Annotated in this window: 14 protein-coding genes; 12 read left to right on the forward strand and 2 right to left on the reverse strand. The window is 69.0% G+C overall.

Translation table 11 applies throughout. The features are described from left to right. Window positions 1–3: 3 nt before the first annotated feature. Window positions 4–453, forward strand: coding sequence for a MarR family winged helix-turn-helix transcriptional regulator (locus ACQPZW_RS09240; protein WP_433794400.1), 450 nt, complete (start codon window positions 4–6; stop codon window positions 451–453). Here ACQPZW_RS09240 and ACQPZW_RS09245 read toward each other — a convergent pair. Continuing rightward, on the reverse strand, window positions 444–1,739 hold the full coding sequence (locus ACQPZW_RS09245; RefSeq protein ID WP_433797489.1) for a hypothetical protein: 1,296 nt from the start codon (window positions 1,737–1,739) through the stop codon (window positions 444–446). The genes ACQPZW_RS09240 and ACQPZW_RS09245 overlap by 10 nt on opposite strands. A gap of 87 nt (window positions 1,740–1,826) precedes the next feature. On the opposite strand from ACQPZW_RS09245, the gene murD reads away from it, so the two are divergent. Continuing rightward, window positions 1,827–3,170, forward strand: coding sequence for a UDP-N-acetylmuramoyl-L-alanine--D-glutamate ligase (gene murD / locus ACQPZW_RS09250; RefSeq protein WP_433794401.1), 1,344 nt, complete (start codon window positions 1,827–1,829; stop codon window positions 3,168–3,170). Here murD and ACQPZW_RS09255 read toward each other — a convergent pair. Beyond that, window positions 3,098–3,700 (reverse strand): hypothetical protein, encoded by a 603-nt coding sequence (locus ACQPZW_RS09255; RefSeq protein ID WP_433794402.1) that lies wholly within the window; start codon window positions 3,698–3,700, stop codon window positions 3,098–3,100. The genes murD and ACQPZW_RS09255 overlap by 73 nt on opposite strands. A 470-nt stretch (window positions 3,701–4,170) precedes the next feature. Here ACQPZW_RS09255 and ACQPZW_RS09260 point away from each other — a divergent pair, with 470 nt between their 5' ends. The 10 genes from ACQPZW_RS09260 (at window position 4,171) to ACQPZW_RS09305 (ending at window position 18,546) form a co-directional block, all read left to right on the forward strand. After that, window positions 4,171–5,169, forward strand: coding sequence for a MurR/RpiR family transcriptional regulator (locus tag ACQPZW_RS09260; protein ID WP_433794403.1), 999 nt, complete (start codon window positions 4,171–4,173; stop codon window positions 5,167–5,169). A gap of 38 nt (window positions 5,170–5,207) precedes the next feature. Then, the gene (locus ACQPZW_RS09265; protein ID WP_433794404.1) at window positions 5,208–6,521 is read left to right on the forward strand and encodes an extracellular solute-binding protein; all 1,314 of its coding nucleotides are present in this window, start codon (window positions 5,208–5,210) and stop codon (window positions 6,519–6,521) included. Between the two features lie 70 nt (window positions 6,522–6,591). Further along, window positions 6,592–7,566 carry a carbohydrate ABC transporter permease gene (locus ACQPZW_RS09270; protein ID WP_109603139.1) on the forward strand — a complete coding sequence of 325 codons (975 nt, stop codon included), beginning with the start codon at window positions 6,592–6,594 and terminating at the stop codon, window positions 7,564–7,566. Continuing rightward, complete coding sequence (locus ACQPZW_RS09275; protein WP_109603140.1) at window positions 7,566–8,423, forward strand: carbohydrate ABC transporter permease; 858 nt, start codon at window positions 7,566–7,568, stop codon at window positions 8,421–8,423. The genes ACQPZW_RS09270 and ACQPZW_RS09275 overlap by 1 nt, the downstream gene beginning before the upstream one ends. Window positions 8,424–8,439: 16 nt before the next feature. Next, window positions 8,440–9,885, forward strand: coding sequence for an N-acetylglucosamine/diacetylchitobiose ABC transporter substrate-binding protein (gene ngcE / locus ACQPZW_RS09280; protein WP_433794405.1), 1,446 nt, complete (start codon window positions 8,440–8,442; stop codon window positions 9,883–9,885). A 46-nt stretch (window positions 9,886–9,931) separates the two neighbouring features. Then, window positions 9,932–10,837, forward strand: a complete 906-nt coding sequence (locus ACQPZW_RS09285; RefSeq protein ID WP_433794406.1) for a carbohydrate ABC transporter permease — start codon at window positions 9,932–9,934, stop codon at window positions 10,835–10,837. A 23-nt stretch (window positions 10,838–10,860) separates the two neighbouring features. Further along, on the forward strand, window positions 10,861–11,766 hold the full coding sequence (locus ACQPZW_RS09290) for a carbohydrate ABC transporter permease (protein WP_433794407.1): 906 nt from the start codon (window positions 10,861–10,863) through the stop codon (window positions 11,764–11,766). Between the two features lie 111 nt (window positions 11,767–11,877). After that, window positions 11,878–13,470, forward strand: coding sequence for a bifunctional 3'-5' exonuclease/DNA polymerase (locus ACQPZW_RS09295; RefSeq protein ID WP_433797490.1), 1,593 nt, complete (start codon window positions 11,878–11,880; stop codon window positions 13,468–13,470). Window positions 13,471–13,591: 121 nt separating this feature from the next. Then, complete coding sequence (metH, locus tag ACQPZW_RS09300) at window positions 13,592–17,215, forward strand: methionine synthase (RefSeq protein WP_433794408.1); 3,624 nt, start codon at window positions 13,592–13,594, stop codon at window positions 17,213–17,215. A 146-nt stretch (window positions 17,216–17,361) separates the two neighbouring features. Next, window positions 17,362–18,546, forward strand: a complete 1,185-nt coding sequence (locus tag ACQPZW_RS09305) for a zinc-dependent alcohol dehydrogenase (RefSeq protein ID WP_433794409.1) — start codon at window positions 17,362–17,364, stop codon at window positions 18,544–18,546. Window position 18,547: the final 1 nt, after the last annotated feature.

Here is an 18,547-nt window from a genome sequence, read left to right on the forward strand (position 1 = left end):
CGCATGCGGCGCAGCGAACGGAAGCAGCAGGATCCGGACCTCGGGGTGCTCGCCAGCCGGCTCCTCTTCTCGGTGCAGGGCGAGCTGTTCGCCACCCTGGCCGGGCAGGGCCACGCGGGGCTCCGGCCGCAGCACGGGGCGGTGCTGGCCTACCTGGACGCCGAGGGCAGCCGGGCCACCGACCTGGCCCGGCAGTCCGGGCAGCACAAGCAGGTCGTCGGCAAGCTCGTCGACGAGCTGGAGGCCCTGGGTTACGTGGAGCGCCACCCCGACCCCAGTGACCGCCGCGCCAAACTGGTCGTGCCGACGGCCCGCGGCCTGGACCAGATGCGGCGCTCCGACGCGATCGTGGCCGCCATCGAAAAGCGCGCTGCCGCCTCGGTGGGCGAGGCGGCGTACGCGTCCTTCAAGAGCCTGCTGCGCCAGGTGGCCGCGAGCACGGGTCAGGGCTGAGCCACCGCCTCGTCCAGGAGCTTGCGGTAGGCGGGCGGGATGTGGTGCGGCCCGCCCGGCGTGAAGACGTTCGAGTGGGAGGCGTCGGCCCACGCCGAGTCGGGGACGGCGGCGCGCAGCGCGACCAGCACCGGCGCGTCGTCGGTCAGCAGGGAGAGGGCGACCAGGCACTCCTCGGCCTCGCCGACGCACTCGAACGGCTTGTGCGCGTCGACGCCGAGCAACTCCAGGAAGCCGGGCGTCTGGGCCGGGTCGGCGAACAGGTCGTGCCCGAAGATGTGTGCCAGTCGCTCGCGGGACATGTGCGGCGCCATCGCCAGGAAGACGAACCGGCACTTCGGACAGTCACCGCACCACCGGGCCGTCGGGTCGTGCAGCTTGAACGCCTTGTTACAGCTCGTGACGACGTCATCGTACGCTGTGTGACCGGCGAACAGCTGCGCGATGTGCAGCTCCGAGAGCGGCCGCAGCAGCGAGAAGTACGGGTCGGTGAGCCCCGCGTACGCCGCCACGGCGTCACGCAGGAGCCCTTCCGCGACCACGCCCTTGGACCACTGGTGGTTGACCTCGTGACCGTTCCAGACCAGGTTGGGGTCGGAGGCCGACCGCTCGTTGGACATCACCACCGGCCCGAGCCCGTGCCAGACCGCGGTGGCGATCGCGATCAGCGAGTTGATCGCGGTGACCGGGATGTGCCCGTTCAGCGCGCCCGCCTTGTTCAGCTCGAAGAGCCGCGGGTCGAGCCGGCGGCGGGCGGCCAGTGCGGGCAGGCCGGAGGCGGCGTTCACGTTCTCGATCACCGGGTTGGGGTTGACCGAGAACGGCACCGGGTCGAGACCGGCGGCCCGCAGGATCTCGAGGGTGACGATCGAGTCCTTGCCCCCGCCGACGGCCGAGAGCGGGCGGCCGGACGGGGCGTCCGACGGGGTCGCGGCGGGGATCTCGCCGGGCGTCTCGACGGTGAGCTCCAGCACGTGCGGCAGCTGGTTGCGATACGCGTACTCCGCCATGCCCTCGGTGTAGACGGCGGTGAAGAAGGCGGCCGCCGCAGCCGGGACCGGCCTGGGCGCCACCACCCGGGCCGGCGCGCCGACCTTGAAATAGCTCACCCCGGCGACCACGTGCAGCAGGTCGAGCACCCTGGTCAGCGCCTCCGGCACGGCCGGGTCGGCCGGAACCGGCAGGGTGATGGTCTCGGTGAACCGCAGCGGCGACGGCCCGTCCAACAGGTAGTCGAACGTCGCCACCCCTGTCGCCGGATCGAACGCGTACGAGGGGAAGCGCATGACGTCGAACTGCACCCGGAGCTCCTGTCGTGAAGGTCGAGGGGCAATATTAGTGCGTCCGAGGCGGAGCGACCCGAGGAGACAGACGTGCGCCTGGCAGACCTGCGGGGCCGATCGGTGGCGGTCTGGGGGACCGGCCGTGAGGGCCGGGCCGCGGTGATCGCGATCGCCCGGCACGAGCCGTCCCGCCTCATCGCGGTCGACGACAGTGCGAACTACCTGTCCGTCGAGTGGACCGGGGACCTGGCGCGGCTGGCCCCGCTGGCCGGCGGCGAGCACGCGTTCGCGGCCCTGGCCAGCGCGGACGTGGTGGTGCGTTCCCCCGGCGTGCCGTCCACCCACCCGTTCATGATCAAGCTTCGTGAGCGCGGGATCACGGTGACCGGCGGCAGCGCGCTCTGGATGGCCGACCACGCCGCGCAGACCGTCGGGGTGACCGGCAGCAAGGGCAAGAGCACCACGTCCAGCCTGATCAGCCACCTGCTGACCGCGGTCGGGCGGCCCAACGCCTACGGCGGCAACATCGGCGTGCCGCTGCTCGACATGCCCGAGGCCGGGCTTTATGTGCTGGAGCTCTCCAGCTATCAGTGCGCCGACCTGACCGACTCGCCCCGGGTCGCCGTGGTGACCTCGCTGTTCCCGGAGCACCTGGACGCGCACGGCGGCGAGCGTGAATATTATCGGGACAAACTAAACCTTCTGGCGTACGAGCCCGAGCTGATCGTGGTGAACGGGACGGACCGGCGGCTGCGCGACGAGATCCGTGGGGTGCTCGACTTCCCGCCGGTCACCGCGGCCGCCGCCGACTCGCGGTTCCGGGTCGAGGACGGCTGGTTCCGGTGCGGCGACGAGCCGCTGTTCGAGCGGGCTGCGCTGCGCCTCAAGGGCAGGCACAACGAGGGCAACCTGTGCGTGGCGCTGGCCGTGCTGGAGGGCATGGGCGTGGACGTGCCGGGGGAGCGGGCGGTCCTGGAGGCGGCCGTGCGTGACTTCGCGGGGCTGCCGCACCGGCTCGCCGAGATCGAGGACCCGTCCGGGCTGACGTTCGTCGACGACACCCTGTCGACGAGCCCCTACGCGGCGATGCACGCCATCGAGGCCTACGAGAGCCGGCCACTCACCGTGTTGGTCGGCGGCTCTGATCGCGGCCTGGACTACACACCGTTACGTGACTTCCTGGCCGATCGGGAACTCACCGTGATCGGGCTGCCGGACAGCGGGCCCCGCATCCTGGAGGCTCTGGCCCGGCTGCCGCGCGTGCGCACCGAGCCGGCCGAGGACCTGGTCGACGCGGTCCGCCTGGCCCGCAAGGTCACCCCGGCCGGCGGTGTGGTCCTGCTCTCGCCCGCCGCGCCGAGCTACGGCCGCTTCCGCAACTTCGAGCACCGCTCCGAGGTCTTCGCCCAGGCCGTCCGCGAGACCGCGGAGTAACCCTCCGGCGGCTCCGTGGTCACCGTGCGCTCCTGGGGGAAGTACACCTGGATGTCGCGGAACTCGGCGGACAGGCCGGCCGTCACCGTCGTGTTCAGGTAACTCACCGAGCGGATGTCGCCGCCGCGCTCGTCGGGGCAGGGCAGGCCCGGCTCGGGGGCGACGTTCATGCTGGACGCGCCGCTGGTGGCGCCGGTCAGGCGGAAACCGGTGAGCCGGCCACGGTTCCAGGTGACCACGGTGGTCAGGCCGGCGCTGGTGCTGCCCGGGTTGTGGCTGGTCTCGGCGCGGACGCCGCCCTTGCAGACGACGGAGTAGTTCGCCGCCTTCCCGACGTGGTAGGTGAACCCGATATCGGGCGAGTTGCGGGCCAGGCCGGCCTCGTCCCAGCCGAAGGCCGTGCGGACGTCCTCGGCGTCGATGAACCCGGTGTTGGTGGCCGGGTCGAACCGGATCGCCGCCTGGGCCGCGGCGGGGGCGAGGACGCTGCCGGCGACGAGTGCGCCGGTGATCACGGGAAGCAGTCGCATGCCCTTTTCTCCTGTTTTGCGAACCGATCACTCGATGCTTCCACGGCCCGGCGCGAGTACTGACCAAAGGGGAGAACTCCGGCCATTCGGATGAGGGTGATCGCCTCTTTCGTGCTTTGACCGGCGCGTGGCCCGTACCGGAAATTTTTTTGATCTTGTTTCGTGAGTAACGACGAGGTTTCACCGCGTCACGGAGAGCGGCCGAAAGGCCTATCGCGGGATGGCCGAATGGCCGCCTGCGCTCAACGAACGGGCAGGGCGAAAACGGTCGTAAATCGGACATGTGATGGCGGTCACGTCCTTTCGGCCATTTGTGGATCGATGGTCGTCATCCGCCTGCGCCGAAACGCGCCGTCATTCGGGCTGGTCGGTAACGGTTCTGAAAACATCCTTCACAGTCTTGACAGCAAGGGGCCTTTAGTAAGAACTTTTACCGCGACAGTAAACAGTCCTTCCTGAAAGGGTGACCGATGGCTGAGCCGGAGATGGACGGCACCGCGCACACCGCGGTCGCCGACTCCCTGGTTCGCGGCGCCGCCCGGATCGGGACTGACCACGGGGGCGAGCGAATCACCACGAACGGCGTGAACCGCGCACCGGTCGACGGGGTGCTCGCCCGGGTCCGCACGCTGCTGCCGGACTTCACCGGAGCACTGCAGCGGGTCGCCGAGCAGGTGCTCACCGACCCGGCTGCAGCCTCCCGGGCCACCATCGTCGAGCTGGCCGAGCGCAGTGGCACCTCCCCGGCGACGATCACCCGGTTCTGCCGGGCGGTCGGCTTCGACGGCTACGCGGACCTCCGCCTCGGGATCGCGGCGGAGACCGGCCGGGCGCGCTCGGCCGGCTGGACCGTGGACATCGGCCGCGAGATCCAGCCGAACGACCCGCTCGAGCGGGTCCTCGGCCAGATCATGGCGGCCGACACCCGGGCCATGCACGACACCGCCACGCTGCTGGACCTGGGCGAGGTGGAGCGGGCCGCGGGGGCGATCGCCGCCGCGCAACGCGTGAACATCTTCGGCGCCAGCGGAAGCGCGCTGGTCGGCGAGGAGATGCAGTTCAGTCTGCATCGCATCGGCATCCCGGTGTGGGCCTGGACCGACGTGCACAACGGTCTGGCCAGCGCCGCGCTGTCGCGGCCCGGCGACGTCGCGCTCGGCATCTCGCACAGTGGCGAGACCGGCGAGACGATCGAGCTGCTCGCGGAAGCGAACAGCCGGGGCGCCACCACGATCGCGCTCACCAGCTTCCCCCGTTCCCCGCTGGCCGAGTTGGCGGACATCGTCCTTCTCACCGCAACCCAGGCGACGACCTTCCGGCCGGACGCGCTCAGCGCCCGGCACCCGCAGCTGGTCGTTCTCGACCTGCTGTACGTCGCCGTCGCGCAACGAACCCACGAACGTTCACACGCCGCGTTCCAGCGCACCGCGCAAGCCGTGCACGGGCACAAGGCCGTGAAGGACAGCTGATGAACCCCTTTCTGCATGTAAATCCCTCGGGAGGAATTGTGAAGCGCAAGATCGCGGTCGCCGCGGCGCTCGCCGCGTCGGTGTTCGGTGTGGCCGCCTGTGGTGGCAACAGCAGTGACGAGGGTGCGACCTCGGCCACCGGGCAGGTCGACGGCAAGGGCAAGACCGTCAAGGTCTGGCTCATGGTCGACGCCGAGACCGCCTGGAAGGGCGTCGTCGACGACGCCACCAAGCGGTTCACCGCGGCCACCGGGGCCCAGGTCAACGTCGAGTACCAGCAGTGGGCCAACCACCTGACCAAGCTCGACGCCACCCTGGCCGGCTCGGACGTGCCGGACGTGGTCGAGCTGGGCAACACCGAGTTCTCCAAGTACGTCTTCTCCGGCGGCTTCGCCGAGCTGAACAAGGGTGACTTCGAGAACTCCGGCACCTGGCTGCCCGGCCTCTCCGGCGCCTGCGAGTCCGACGGCAAGGTCTACTGCGTGCCCTACTACGGTGGCGCCCGCGTGATGATCTACCGCACCGACCTCTTCCAGAAGGCCGGCATCACCGAGGCTCCGAAGACCTACGCGGACTTCACCGCGGCGGCCGAGAAGCTGAAGGCCGGCAACGCGAACGACCCCAAGTTCAGCGCCGTCTACATGCCGGGCCAGTACTGGTACGCGGCGATGTCGTGGGTGAAGTCCTCGGGCGGCGAGATCGCGAAGAAGGAGGGCGACAAGTGGGTCGGCCAGCTCTCCAGCCCGCAGTCGCTGGAGGGCCTCCAGAAGTGGGTCGACCTGACCAAGAACTTCTCCAAGGCTGACGTCACCAAGAACGAGAACGAGCAGGCCGGCATCTTCGCGCAGGGCTCGGGCGGCATCTTCTACGGCAACGCCTGGGAGCAGGGCTCGGCCGAGGAGACCCGCAAGGACCCGAACGACCCGACCTCCCCGCTGGTCCCGACCAAGATCAAGGGCAAGCTGGCCGCCGCTCCGATGCCGGAGATCCCGTCGTTCCTCGGTGGCTCGAACCTCGGCGTGACCGCCAAGAGCCAGAACAAGGAACTGGCCGCTCAGTGGATCAAGGCCTTCACCGACGCCAAGTCGATGGAGGGTCTGGCCAAAGCCGGCGCCCTGCCGAACGCGACCAACCTGCTGGACAAGGCCGCGACCGACAACCCGAAGATCGCCCCGGCCGCGCTCGCCGCGAAGAACAGCTGGTTCCCGCCGAACGCCGAGAAGTGGGCCGACGTGGAGAAGGCCAGCATCCTGCAGACCATGCTGACCGACATCCTGACCGGCAAGAAGACGGTCGCCGACGGCGCCAAGTGGGCTGACGAGCAGATCGCCACGACGCTCAACGAGGCCTGATGACCTGCCGCCCGCCCGACCTTCTGCCGGGCGGGCGGCACACCACTCCCACGGTGGAAGAGGATCTTTGATGCACGCCGTCGACTCCCGGCCGAACCCGGCGGAGGCGCCGCAGGCACCGCCGCCGCGGCACGTGGCCCGGGCCCGCAACCGCAGCCAGCGCGACTCCCGGGTGGCGTGGCTGCTCTCCCTGCCCACGCTCGTGATCCTGATCGCGATGCTGGCCTACCCGCTCTACCGCATGATCGTGCTGTCCTTCCAGAACATGCGGTTGAAGGAGCTGTTCTCCGGCGCGACGCCGCCGTGGGCCGGTTTCGACCAGTACACCAAGGCTCTGACCGACGGCGTCTTCTGGGGCGTGGTGGGCCGTACCGCCGCCTTCACCGTCGTCTCGGTGACCCTCTCGGTCCTGCTCGGCCTCGGTATCGCGCTGCTGATGCGCCGGGTGCACGCCCGGGTCCGGATCTTCATGATGATCGCGATGATGTTCGTCTGGGCGCTGCCGCAGTTGGTCGCCGCGCAGTCGTTCCGCTGGCTCACCGACTCCGACTTCGGTGTCCTGAACTACGTCCTGACCCAGTTGGGCTTCGACTACGCGACCCACAGCTGGTTCGTGAACCCGTGGGAGGGCTGGGCGGTCATCACCACGCTGGTGGTGTGGGCCGGCATCCCCTTCCTGGCGATCTCGCTGAGCGCCGGGCTCACCCAGGTGCCGAAGGAGTTGCTGGAGGCGGCGACGGTGGACGGCGCCTCGCCCTGGCAGGCGCTGCGCAACATCACCCTGCCGATCCTGAAGCCGCTCCTGATGATCGTCACGACGCTGTCGGTGATCTGGAACTTCGGCCTCTTCACCCAGAACTGGGCGCTGCGCGACGGGCACCCGGAGCCGGTCTACCAGACCCTGGCGACGTTCTCGTACACCCAGGCGTTCGGCCGGTCCAATTACAGCTACGGCTCGGCGATCGCGGTGATCACCGTCCTGCTGATGCTCGGCGTGATGGTCTTCTACATCCGCCAGATGTTCAAGATCGGGGAGGTCGACTGATGGCCAAGCACGACGAGGGCGTCGTCACCGTAGGCCGTAGCCGTATCGGTACGTTCTTCGCGAACACCACCGGCATCGTCTTCGGCCTGGTCATGATCTTCCCGGTGTACTGGGTGCTCAACACGGCGTTCAAGCCGGACTCCGAGGTCCGCAGCTTCACGCCGACGTTCTTCCCGAACGAATTCACCCTGGACAACTTCAAGTCGGCGCTCGGTGAGGAACTCTTCATCCCGAGCATGATCAACGGGCTGATCATCACCGCCATGGCGGTGGCCTGTGCGCTGGTCGTGGGCTTCCTGGCGGCGCTCGCGATCGCCCGGTTCAGCTTCTATGGCCGCAAGGCGATCATCCTGGTCATCCTGGCCGTGCAACTGGTGCCCTTCCTGGCACTGCTGATCCCGCTGTTCCTGATGCTCCAGGGCGCGAACCTGACCAACTCGCTCGTCGGCGTGGCCCTGGTGTACCTGGTGCTGCTGCTGCCGTACACGGTCTGGACGCTGCGTGGTTTCATCTCCGGTATCCCCCGGGAACTGGACGAGGCCGCGATGATCGACGGCTGCACCCGGCCGCAGGTGTTCTGGCGGATCATCCTGCCGCTCACCGGCCCGGGTCTGGTGGCCACCTCCGTCTACGGGTTCATCCAGGCGTGGAACGAGTTCATCATCATCAACACGCTCAACAACCCGCAGAAGCAGAACCTGATGGCCTGGCTGCTCTACAACCAGACCGAACGCGGTACCGCCTGGGGCCCCCTCATGGCCGGTGCGATCATCACGTCCATCCCCGTGGTGGTCTTCTTCCTGATCATTCAGCGCAACATCGCCACCGGTCTGACGGCCGGCGCCGTCAAGGGTTGACCCGAGAGGAATATCGATGTCTGACATAACGAAATCCGAGTTGGACCGTCGTAGCCTGCTGCGCCGTGCCGCCGCGGTCGGCCTGGCGGCGACCCCGGCGGTGGGCATGCTCAGCGCCTGTGTGGGCGGTGGCTCCGACGAGAAGAAGGACCAGGCCACCGGCACGAAGTCGGCGGACAACCCGCTCGGCATCGACCCGAAGGCCCCGGTCGAGATCGTGATCTTCGACGGCGGTCTGGGCACCAAGTACGCCACCGACGTCGACACCCCGATGTACAAGAAGAAGTGGCCGGAGTCCGAGGTCAAATACACCGGCACCGAGCAGATCGCCACCACGATCAAGCCGCGGCTGAACGCCGGCAACGCCCCCGACATGATCAACAACTCGGGCGCGGACATGATGGACTTCGGCGCCATCGTCAAGGCGGGCCAGGCGGCCGACCTGACCGACCTGTTCGGGGCCCCGTCGTTCGACATCGCGGGCAAGACCGTCGCCGAGACACTGGTCCCGGGCGCGATCGAGCAGGGCACGTACGACGTCGAGGGCGGCCGCAAGCCGTTCGCGGTGAACTACTCCTTCACCGTCTTCGGCCTGTACTACAACAAGAAGCTGTTCGACAAGAACAGCTGGACCGTCCCCACGACGTGGGCCGACTTCACCGCCCTGTGCGACAAGATCAAGGCGGCCGGCATCACCCCGTTCGCCTACGCGGGCGCCAACGCGTCGTACTACATGGTCCGCGCGATCATGACCAGCGCGGCCAAGATCGGCACCGAGCAGGTTCTCAAGGACCTCGACAACCTCAAGCCGGGCGCGTGGCAGGCGCCGGCCGTCAAGCAGGCGGCCGAGGCCTGGGGCCAGATCGGCGTCAAGTACCTGAACAAGAGCTTCCTCGGCCTGCGCCACACCGAGGTCCAGCTCCAGCAGAACCAGGACAAGGTCGCGTTCTACCCGTGCGGCTCCTGGCTGGAGAACGAGCAGGCCGCCAGCATCACGCCGAACTTCGAGTACGCGGTCGCGCCGTACCCGAGCGTCACCACGTCGGACCAGCTGCCGGCGACCGCCATCAACGCGGCCGCGGGGGAGATCTACTTCGCGTCGACCAAGGGCACCAACGTCCAGGGCGGCAAGGAGTACCTGCGCGTCATGCTCTCCAAGGCCGCCGCGCTGGAGTTCACCAAGCTCACCAAGTCGCTCACCGTGGTCGCCGGCGCCGCCGACGGCCAGACCATCTCGCCCGGCCTGACCAGCGGCAACGACATGCTGACCAAGGCCGGCAAGGACATCTTCATGGGTTACCTCTGGGACACCTGGTACAAGAAGATGAACGACGCCTCACTCGAGGCCGTCAATGCCCTGATGTTCAACGGCGGCGACGCGCAGAAGTTCTGCGACACGATGGAGAAGGTGGCGCAGGACGTCGCCAAGGACTCCGCGATCGCCAAGAACACCCGCGCCTGAGCAACCCGGTAGTCCCGCACCCCGAGCAGTAGGACGGTAGAGCGCCATGCGGCACGGCAAGTATCCCTTCATCATCGGTTTCCTTGCCGTGCCGGTGGCGCTTTACGCCATCTTCGTGGTGGGCGCCTATCTCCAGATGTTCCGGCTGTCGTTGACCGACTGGTCGGGCTACGGCACGTTCAACGACGTCGGCTTCGACAACTTCGTGAAGCTCTGGAACGACGAGGTCATCTGGACCGCCCTGCGGCACAACGGCTTCCTGCTGCTCCTGATGCCGATCATCACGATCGCGGTCGCGCTGGTCTTCGCCTTCCTGCTTAACGTGGGCGGCGGCTCCCACGGCGGCATGACCCGGGGCGTCTGGGGCTCCAAGGTGTACCGGGTGGTCTTCTTCTTCCCGCAGCTGCTGGCGCTGGCCCTGGTCGCGGTGATCTTCCAGCGGGTGTACGGCCCGGACAAGAGCGGCATGATCAACGGCCTGTTCCCGGACTCGTGGGAGCCCTGGCTGTTCCTGGCCGACGAGCGGTGGGCGCTGACCTGCATCCTGGTCGTGCTGATCTGGCAGGCGGTCGGCTTCTACGTGGTGCTCTTCTCGGCCGGCATGGGCTCGATCGGCCAGGAGGTCTACGAGGCGGCCGCCCTGGACGGCGCCAACCGGATCACCCTGTTCTTCAAGATCACGCTGCCCCTGCTCTGGGGCAACATCCAGGTCGCCTGGATCTACCTGGGCATCGCCGCCTTCGACTGCTTCGCGCTGGTCAACATCATGACCGTGAACCAGGGCGGCCCGAACAACTCGACCCAGGTGCTGAGCATGCAGATCTATCTCAACGCCTTCAAGTACTCGCAGGCCGGTTACGCCTCGGCGATCGGTGTCGTGCTGTTCTTCCTGGCCCTGAGCTTCGCCTGGCTGACCCTGCGGGTCAGCCGTCGCGACAGCGTCGAAGCCTGATCGCCGAGAGAGGCGCCGAGACGATGACGAACCTCACCACCCTCCCCGGCAAGCGCTCGAAGAGCCCCGAGCCGGCCGCCCCCGCCAAGAGCACCGGCGGCCGGGCCAACCCGCTCGGCGGGGTCGCGCACCTGGCACTCTTCCTGTGGGCGCTGGCCACCGTCGCGCCCCTGATCTGGGTCGCGCTGGCCTCGTTCAAGAGCAACGAGGAGATCTTCCTCGACGAGCCGTTCGGGCTGCCGCAGAGCTGGGCGTTCACCAACTTCGCCGACGCCTGGAGCGAGGCGCACATCGGCCAGTACTTCCTGAACAGCGTCTTCGTCGTGCTGATCAGCACGGCCGGCACCATGCTGCTCGGGTCGATGGCCGCCTACGTGCTCGCCCGCTACAAGTTCCCCGGCAACCGGTTCATCTACTACCTGTTCGTGTCCGGGCTGGCCTTCCCCACGTTCATGGCGCTGGCCCCGCTGTTCGGCATCGCCCAGTCGCTGAACCTGCTGGACTCGTACTTCGGCCTGATCGTCATCTACATCGCGTACTCCCTGTCGTTCACCGTGTTCTTCCTGGTGGCGTTCTTCCGTACGCTGCCGCACGAGATCGAGGAGGCGGCGACCGTGGACGGGGCCGGGCACGTGCGCCGGTTCTTCCAGGTGATGCTGCCGATGGCGAAGTCCGGCCTGGTCAGCATCGCGATCTTCAACATCGTCGGCCAGTGGAACCAGTACCTGCTGCCGGTCGTGATCATGCAGAGCGAAGACAAGTACGTGCTCACCCAGGGCATCGCGAACATCAGCGTGTCCGCCGGTTACCAGGCCGAATGGGGCCAGCTCTTCGCCGCGCTGACCCTCTCCATCCTTCCCATGATCATCGTGTACGCGGTCTTCCAGCGGCAGATCCAGGCGGGTCTCACCTCCGGAGCGGTGAAGTAGGCGCTCGGGAGGGTCGTCCGACAGACGTTCGAGGAAAGTGTCATACCCCCGGGTGACAATGGCCCGGTGCTGATAGCTGTGGTGCCCGACCCGGACGGCCTCGGTGGCCGTCTGGGCCGGCACGCTTCCGGGGAGCTGTGGCACGTTCCCGACCTGGCGGCCGAGATCACCGCGCTGGAGGCCGCCGGGCAGCCGCGCTGGGTGTGGACCTCGACGGCCGTCGTCTACCCGGCTCTGCTGCGCGCCGGGGTCCGGGTGGCCCGCTGCCACGACCTGGAGCTGACCGAGGCCCTGCTGTCCGGTCATGCGGGCCGCTGGGGCGAGCCACGCGGGCTGGCGGCCGCCGTCGCCCGCCTCCATGGCCTCCCGGCCCCTCCGGACCGGCCACGGCCGGATGCCGAGCCGCCGGGTTTCGCGCAGGTCGCCCTCTTCGACGCGGTCCCGGCCGGGCGCGTGGAGGTCTCCGACCTTCTCGAGGTGTATGAGGAGCAGGTGCGCCGCATCGGCGAGACAGGCCATCCCGGTCGTTTCCGGCTTCTGGTGGCGGCCGAGTCGGCGGGCGCCCTGATCGCGGCCGAGATGGGTCACACCGGCCTGCCCTGGCGTCCGGATGTGCACGACGAGCTGTTGCGCGAGCTGCTCGGCCCACCGCAGCCGATGGGCCCGCCCCGTCGCCTGGCCGAGCTGACCGCCGAGATCAACGCCGCGTTCGGCACCCACGGCCTGCACCCGGACCTGCCGGCCGAGGTGGTGAAGGCGTTTCACCGGGCCGGCATCGACATCCCCAACACGCGGCGCTGGGTGCTGCGCCAGGTCGACCATCCGGCGGTGGCGCCGCTGCTGGAGTTCAAGGAGCTCTACCGGATCTGGACGGCGCACGGCTGGGCCTGGTGCGACGCCTGGGTGCGCGACGGTCGCTTCCGCGCTGAGTATGTGGCCGGTGGCGTCGTCTCCGGTCGCTGGGCCAGCCGGGGTGGCGGTGCCCTCCAGGTGCCCAAGGTGGTCCGCCGGGCGGTGATCGCCGACCCCGGCTGGCGGTTCGTCGTGGCCGACGCCGGCCAACTGGAGCCCCGGGTGATGGCTGCCGTCTCCGGTGACCGGCGGCTCGCCGCGGCGGCGGCCGAGGGCGACCTCTACGCCGCGCTGGCCGCCGACTCGTTCGACGGCGACCGCGCCAAGGCGAAGATCGCCCTGATCGGGGCCATGTATGGGCAGACCGGTGGCGACGCCATCCCGGCCCTGGCCGTGCTCCGCCGGCAGTATCCGACCGCTTTCGAGTTCGTGGAGGCCGCCGCCCGTACCGGTGAGGCCGGTGGTCTGGTCCGCTCCTGGCTGGGCCGCACCTGCCCACCGGCGTCCGGCGCCTGGCGCGACGCCGGCCTGGACCCGCCGGACGAGGTGGCCCCGCCACCCGGCCGGGCCCGGGGGCGATTCACCCGCAACTTCGTGATCCAGGCCACTGCCGCCGAGTGGGCGCTGGTCCTGCTCGCCACCCTTCGTCAGCGGCTGGCCGGCACCGAGGCCGAGCTCGTCCTGTTCGTGCACGACGAGGTGGTCGTGCACTGTCCCGCCGACCAGGCCGAGTCGGTGGTGGAGGCGGTCCGGGAGAGCGCGCTATCGGCGGGCCGGTTGCTGTTCGGTGACACCACGGTGCGATTTCCCCTGGACGTCTCAGTGGTTGGTGCCTACGCCGACGCCACATGAAAGAGTCGGTATCGTTGTCGGTCCGGACGAGAGGCGCTGCAGCGGGCCCATACCCGTCACGCTCGACCGGTGAAACACCCGAGACAAGGGCGCCTCCGACTCACTATCGGAGGTGTTGGCGTTGACTCAGACCGTCACTCAGCTGCGCGAGCTGCTCGCCGAGCGGATCCTGGTGCTGGACGGCGCGTGGGGCACCATGCTCCAGGGCGCGAGGCTCACCCCGGCGGACTACCGCAACGAGCTGATCCCGGCTGACCACCCGAAAGACGTCACTGGTGACCCGGATCTGCTGATCCTGACCCGGCCCGACGTCATCCTCGACGTGCACCGGCAGTATCTGGCGGCCGGCGCCGACATCACGACCACCAACACGTTCACCGCCACCAGCATCGCCCAGGCCGACTACGGGCTGGAGCACCTGGTCCGGGAGATGAACGTGCAGGGCGCCCGGCTGGCCCGGCAGGCCGCCGACGAGGCGTTCGCCGCCGACGGCCGCCCCCGGTTCGTGGCCGGCTCGGTCGGCCCGCTCAACGTCACCCTGTCGCTGTCGCCCAAGGTCGAGGACCCGGCCTACCGTGCGGTCACCTTCGACCAGGTCAAGGCCACCTATGCGGAGCAGATGTCGGCACTGGCCGAGGGCGGCGTCGACCTGTTCCTGATCGAGACGATCTTCGACACGCTGAACGCGAAGGCGGCCGTCGCGGCGGCCCGTGAGGTGGCGCCGGAGATCCCGCTGTGGATCTCCGTGACGATCGTGGACCTGTCCGGGCGTACCCTCTCGGGCCAGACCGTGGAGGCCTTCTGGCGCTCGATCGAGCGCGCCGAGCCGCTGGTCGTCGGGGTCAACTGCTCGCTCGGCGCGACCGAGATGCGCCCGCACGTGTCCGACCTGGCCCGCCTGTCGAACGTCTATGTGGCCTCGCACCCGAACGCCGGCCTGCCGAACGCGTTCGGCGGCTACGACCAGACCCCGGCCGAGACCGGCGAGCTGCTCCGCGAGTTCGCGGCGGACGGCCTGGTCAACCTGGTCGGCGGCTGCTGCGGGACCAGTCCGGCGCACATCGCTGCGGTCGCCGACGCGGTCCGTGGCGCGGCGCCGCGGGTGATCGACCCGCCCGCCCCGACCACCCGGTTCAGTGGGCTGGAGCCCTTCGAGATCGGCCCGGACACCGGCTTCGTCATGATCGGCGAGCGGACCAACGTGACCGGCTCCGCCAAGTTCCGGCGGCTCATCGAGGCCGACGACTACCAGGCCGCCGTCGACGTCGCGCTGGAGCAGGTGCGCGGCGGCGCCAACCTGCTCGACGTCAACATGGACGCCGACCTGCTCGACAGCGAGCAGGCGATGGTCACCTTCCTGAACCTGATCGCGACCGAGCCCGAGGTCGCCCGGATCCCGATCATGATCGACAGCTCGAAGTTCTCCGTGCTCGAGGCCGGCCTCAAGTGCGTCCAGGGCAAGGGCGTCGTCAACTCGGTCAGCCTCAAGGAGGGCGAGGAGGCCTTCCTCGCGCAGGCGCGACGGATCCGTGACTTCGGCGCCGGCGTCGTCGTGATGGCCTTCGACGAGCAGGGCCAGGCCGACACCCGGGACCGCAAGGTCGACATCTGCGGGCGCGCGTACGACCTGCTCGTCGCCGACGGGTTCGACCCCAACGACATCATCTTCGACCCGAACGTGCTCGCGGTCGCGACCGGCATCGCCGAGCACAACGGGTATGCGAGGAACTTCATCGACGCGCTCCCGCTGATCAAGCAGCGGTGCCCGGGCGCCCGTACCTCCGGTGGCATCTCGAACCTGTCCTTCGCCTTCCGCGGCAACGACGTCGTGCGCGAGGCCATGCACTCGGCGTTCCTGTTCCACGCCGTCAAGGCGGGGCTCGACATGGGCATCGTCAACGCCGGGCAGCTCGCCGTCTACCAGGACATCCCCGCCGACCTGCTGGAGCTCGTCGAGGACGTGATCTTCGACCGTCGGCCCGACGCCACCGACCGGCTGGTCACCTTCGCGTCCACGGTCACCGGCTCCGGCGCCAAGCGCGAGGTCGACCTGTCCTGGCGGGAGACCTCCGTCGAGGACCGGCTCAGCCACGCCCTCGTGCACGGCATCGTCGACTTCATCGAGGCCGACACCGAGGAGGCCCGGCAGAAACTGCCCCGCCCGCTCGACGTCATCGAGGGCCCGCTGATGGGCGGCATGAGTGTCGTCGGTGACCTGTTCGGCTCCGGCAAGATGTTCCTGCCGCAGGTGGTCAAGAGCGCCCGCGTCATGAAGCGGTCGGTCGCGTACCTGCTGCCCTTCATGGAGGCCGAGAAGGAGCAGGCCCGCCTGGAGGGGCGTGTCGAGACCCACCGCGAGCAGGGCAAGGTCGTCCTCGCCACGGTCAAGGGCGACGTCCACGACATCGGCAAGAACATCGTCGGCGTGGTCCTGGGCTGCAACAACTACGAGGTCATCGACCTCGGCGTGATGGTCCCGACCGCGAAGATCCTGGAGACCGCGATCGCCGAGGGCGCCGACGCCATCGGGCTGTCCGGCCTGATCACCCCGTCGCTGGACGAGATGGTCGCGGTCGGCGCCGAGATGCAGCGCCGCGGGCTCAAGCTGCCGCTGCTGATCGGCGGCGCCACCACGTCCAAGCAGCACACCGCGGTGCGGATCGCGCCGGCGTACGACGGGTCGACGGTGCACGTGCTCGACGCGTCCCGGGTCGTCGGTGTGATGTCCGACCTGCTCGACCCGGATCGGGCGGTCAAGCTCGACGAGGCCAACCGGGACGAGCAGCAGCGCCTCCGCGAGCAGCACGAGCAGCGTCACTCCAAGCCGCTGCTCACCCTCGCGCAGGCCCGGGCCAACCGGGAGGCGGTCGACTTCACCGACCTGCCCACGCCGCGATTCACCGGGGTCCGCGAGGTCGCGCCCACCATCGCCGAGCTGCGCGCGCTGATCGACTGGCAGTTCCTGTTCCTCGCCTGGGAGCTCAAGGGCAAATACCCGGCGATCCTGGCCCAGCCGGTCGCCAAGGAGCTGTTCGACGACGCCAACACGCTGCTCGACCAGATCATCGCGCAGGGCTCGTTCCAGGCCCGCGGTCTCTACGGGTTCTGGCCGGCGCACACCGAGGGCGACGACATCAAGCTGGCGAACGGGGTGTCGTTCCCGATGCTGCGCCAGCAGACGGAGAAGCCGGCCGGGCGGGCCAACCGCTGCCTCGCCGACTACATCGCCCCGGCCGGTGACCACCTGGGTGGTTTCGCGGTCGCCATCCACGGCGCCGACAAGCTGGCGGCCAAGTACGAGGGCGAGAACGACGACTACCGGGCCATCATGGTGAAGGCGCTCGCGGACCGTCTGGCCGAGGCGTTCGCCGAGTACCTGCACCTCAAGGCCCGCCGCGACTGGTTCGAGCCGGACGCGCGGCCCAAGCTCGAAGACCTGCACGCCGAGCGGTTCCGCGGCATCCGCCCCGCGCTGGGCTACCCGGCCTGCCCCGACCACAGCGAGAAGCGGGAGCTGTTCGAGCTGCTCGGCACCTCCGCCATCGGTGTCAACCTGACCGAGTCGTTCGCGATGACCCCGGCCGCCGCCGTCAGCGGCCTGATCTTCGCCCACCCGGACGCGAAGTACTTCACCGTCGGCCGGCTCGCCAAGGACCAGGTCCAGGACTACGCGTCGCGCCGCGGCCTCCCGCTCGGCGAGGTCGAGCGCTGGCTGCGCCCCAACCTCGCCTATTCGATCGACTGACCCGCTGCCGTTCCCCCGGCTGGTCGTGAGTGCTGTTTCGAGCTGCCTGAGACAGCACCGAGGGCCGGCCGGGTCTCGGGTGCGGTGGGTTGCCGGTCTTTGACGAGGTGACGATTGGGCCGGGATCCTCGGGGCATGCCGGAGGTATGCGAGCACTGACGTGGCAGGGCACCGGCAAGGTGTCCGTGGAGAATGTCCCCGACCCGAAGATCGAAGAGCCGACCGACGCGATCATCCGGATCACCTCGACCGCGATCTGCGGCTCCGACCTGCACCTTTACGACGTCCTCGGCATGTACCTCGACAAGGGCGACGTCCTCGGCCACGAGCCGATGGGGATCGTCGAGGAGGTCGGGCCCGAGGTGACGCACATCCGGCCCGGCGACCGCGTGGTGATCCCGTTCAACATCTCCTGCGGGCACTGCTGGATGTGCTCGCGCGGATTCTTCGCCCAGTGCGAGACCACGCAGACGCGGTCGCAGGGGACCGGGGCTTCGCTGTTCGGCTACACCAAGCTGTACGGCCAGGTGCCCGGCGGCCAGGCCGAGTACCTACGGGTGCCGCAGGCCCACTTCGGCCCGATCAAGGTGCCGGACGGCCACCCCGACGAGCGTTTCCTGTTCCTGTCCGATGTGCTCACCACGTCCTGGCAGGCGGTGAAGTACGCCGACGTCGAACCCGGCGACACGGTCCTGGTGACCGGCCTCGGCCCGATCGGGCAGATGTCCGCCCGCATCGCCCGGCATCTCGGCGCGGCCCGGGTGATCGGTGTGGACAGCGTGCCCGAGCGCCTGGCGATGGCTTCGCGCAACGGCATCGAGACCCTCGACACGGGTGCGGTCGACGACATCGGCGACGCGGTCCGCGAACTGACCGGCGGCCGTGGCGCCGACGGGGTGATCGAGGCCGTCGGCATGGAGGCGCACGGCACCCCGGTGCAGGCGGCGGCGATGAAGGCGGCCGGCATGCTGCCCGATCCGATCGCCCGCAAGGCGACCGAGACGTTCGGCGTGGACCGGATGGGCGCGCTGCGGACGGCGTTCGACGCGGTCCGGCGGGCCGGCACGATCTCGATCATCGGGGTGTACGGCGGTAACGCCGACCCGTTCCCGATGATGGACCTGTTCGACAAGGGGGTGACCCTGCGGATGGGCCAGGCGCACGTGAAGCGCTGGGTCGACGACCTGATGCCGCTGCTCACCGGCGACGGCGACCCGCTCGCCGTCGGTGACCTGGTGACTCACCGGGTGCCGCTGGAGCAGGCGCCGGACGCCTACGAGATGTTCAAGAAGAAGGACGACGGCTGCATCAAGGTCGTCCTCAAGCCCTGAC

The organism is Actinoplanes sp. CA-252034 (assembly GCF_050956125.1).
Lineage (GTDB): Bacteria > Actinomycetota > Actinomycetes > Mycobacteriales > Micromonosporaceae > Actinoplanes.

Coding starts and splice junctions, on each gene's coding strand:
- ACQPZW_RS09240 (WP_433794400.1), top strand. CDS start 4: ATGCGGCGCAGCGAACGGAAGCAGCAGGATCCGGACCTCGGGGTGCTC.
- ACQPZW_RS09285 (WP_433794406.1), top strand. CDS start 9,932: ATGCGGCACGGCAAGTATCCCTTCATCATCGGTTTCCTTGCCGTGCCG.
- ACQPZW_RS09290 (WP_433794407.1), top strand. CDS start 10,861: ATGACGAACCTCACCACCCTCCCCGGCAAGCGCTCGAAGAGCCCCGAG.
- ACQPZW_RS09260 (WP_433794403.1), top strand. CDS start 4,171: ATGGCTGAGCCGGAGATGGACGGCACCGCGCACACCGCGGTCGCCGAC.
- ACQPZW_RS09275 (WP_109603140.1), top strand. CDS start 7,566: ATGGCCAAGCACGACGAGGGCGTCGTCACCGTAGGCCGTAGCCGTATC.
- ACQPZW_RS09245 (WP_433797489.1), bottom strand. CDS start 1,739: ATGCGCTTCCCCTCGTACGCGTTCGATCCGGCGACAGGGGTGGCGACG.
- ACQPZW_RS09255 (WP_433794402.1), bottom strand. CDS start 3,700: ATGCGACTGCTTCCCGTGATCACCGGCGCACTCGTCGCCGGCAGCGTC.
- ACQPZW_RS09270 (WP_109603139.1), top strand. CDS start 6,592: ATGCACGCCGTCGACTCCCGGCCGAACCCGGCGGAGGCGCCGCAGGCA.
- ngcE (WP_433794405.1), top strand. CDS start 8,440: ATGTCTGACATAACGAAATCCGAGTTGGACCGTCGTAGCCTGCTGCGC.
- ACQPZW_RS09305 (WP_433794409.1), top strand. CDS start 17,362: ATGCGAGCACTGACGTGGCAGGGCACCGGCAAGGTGTCCGTGGAGAAT.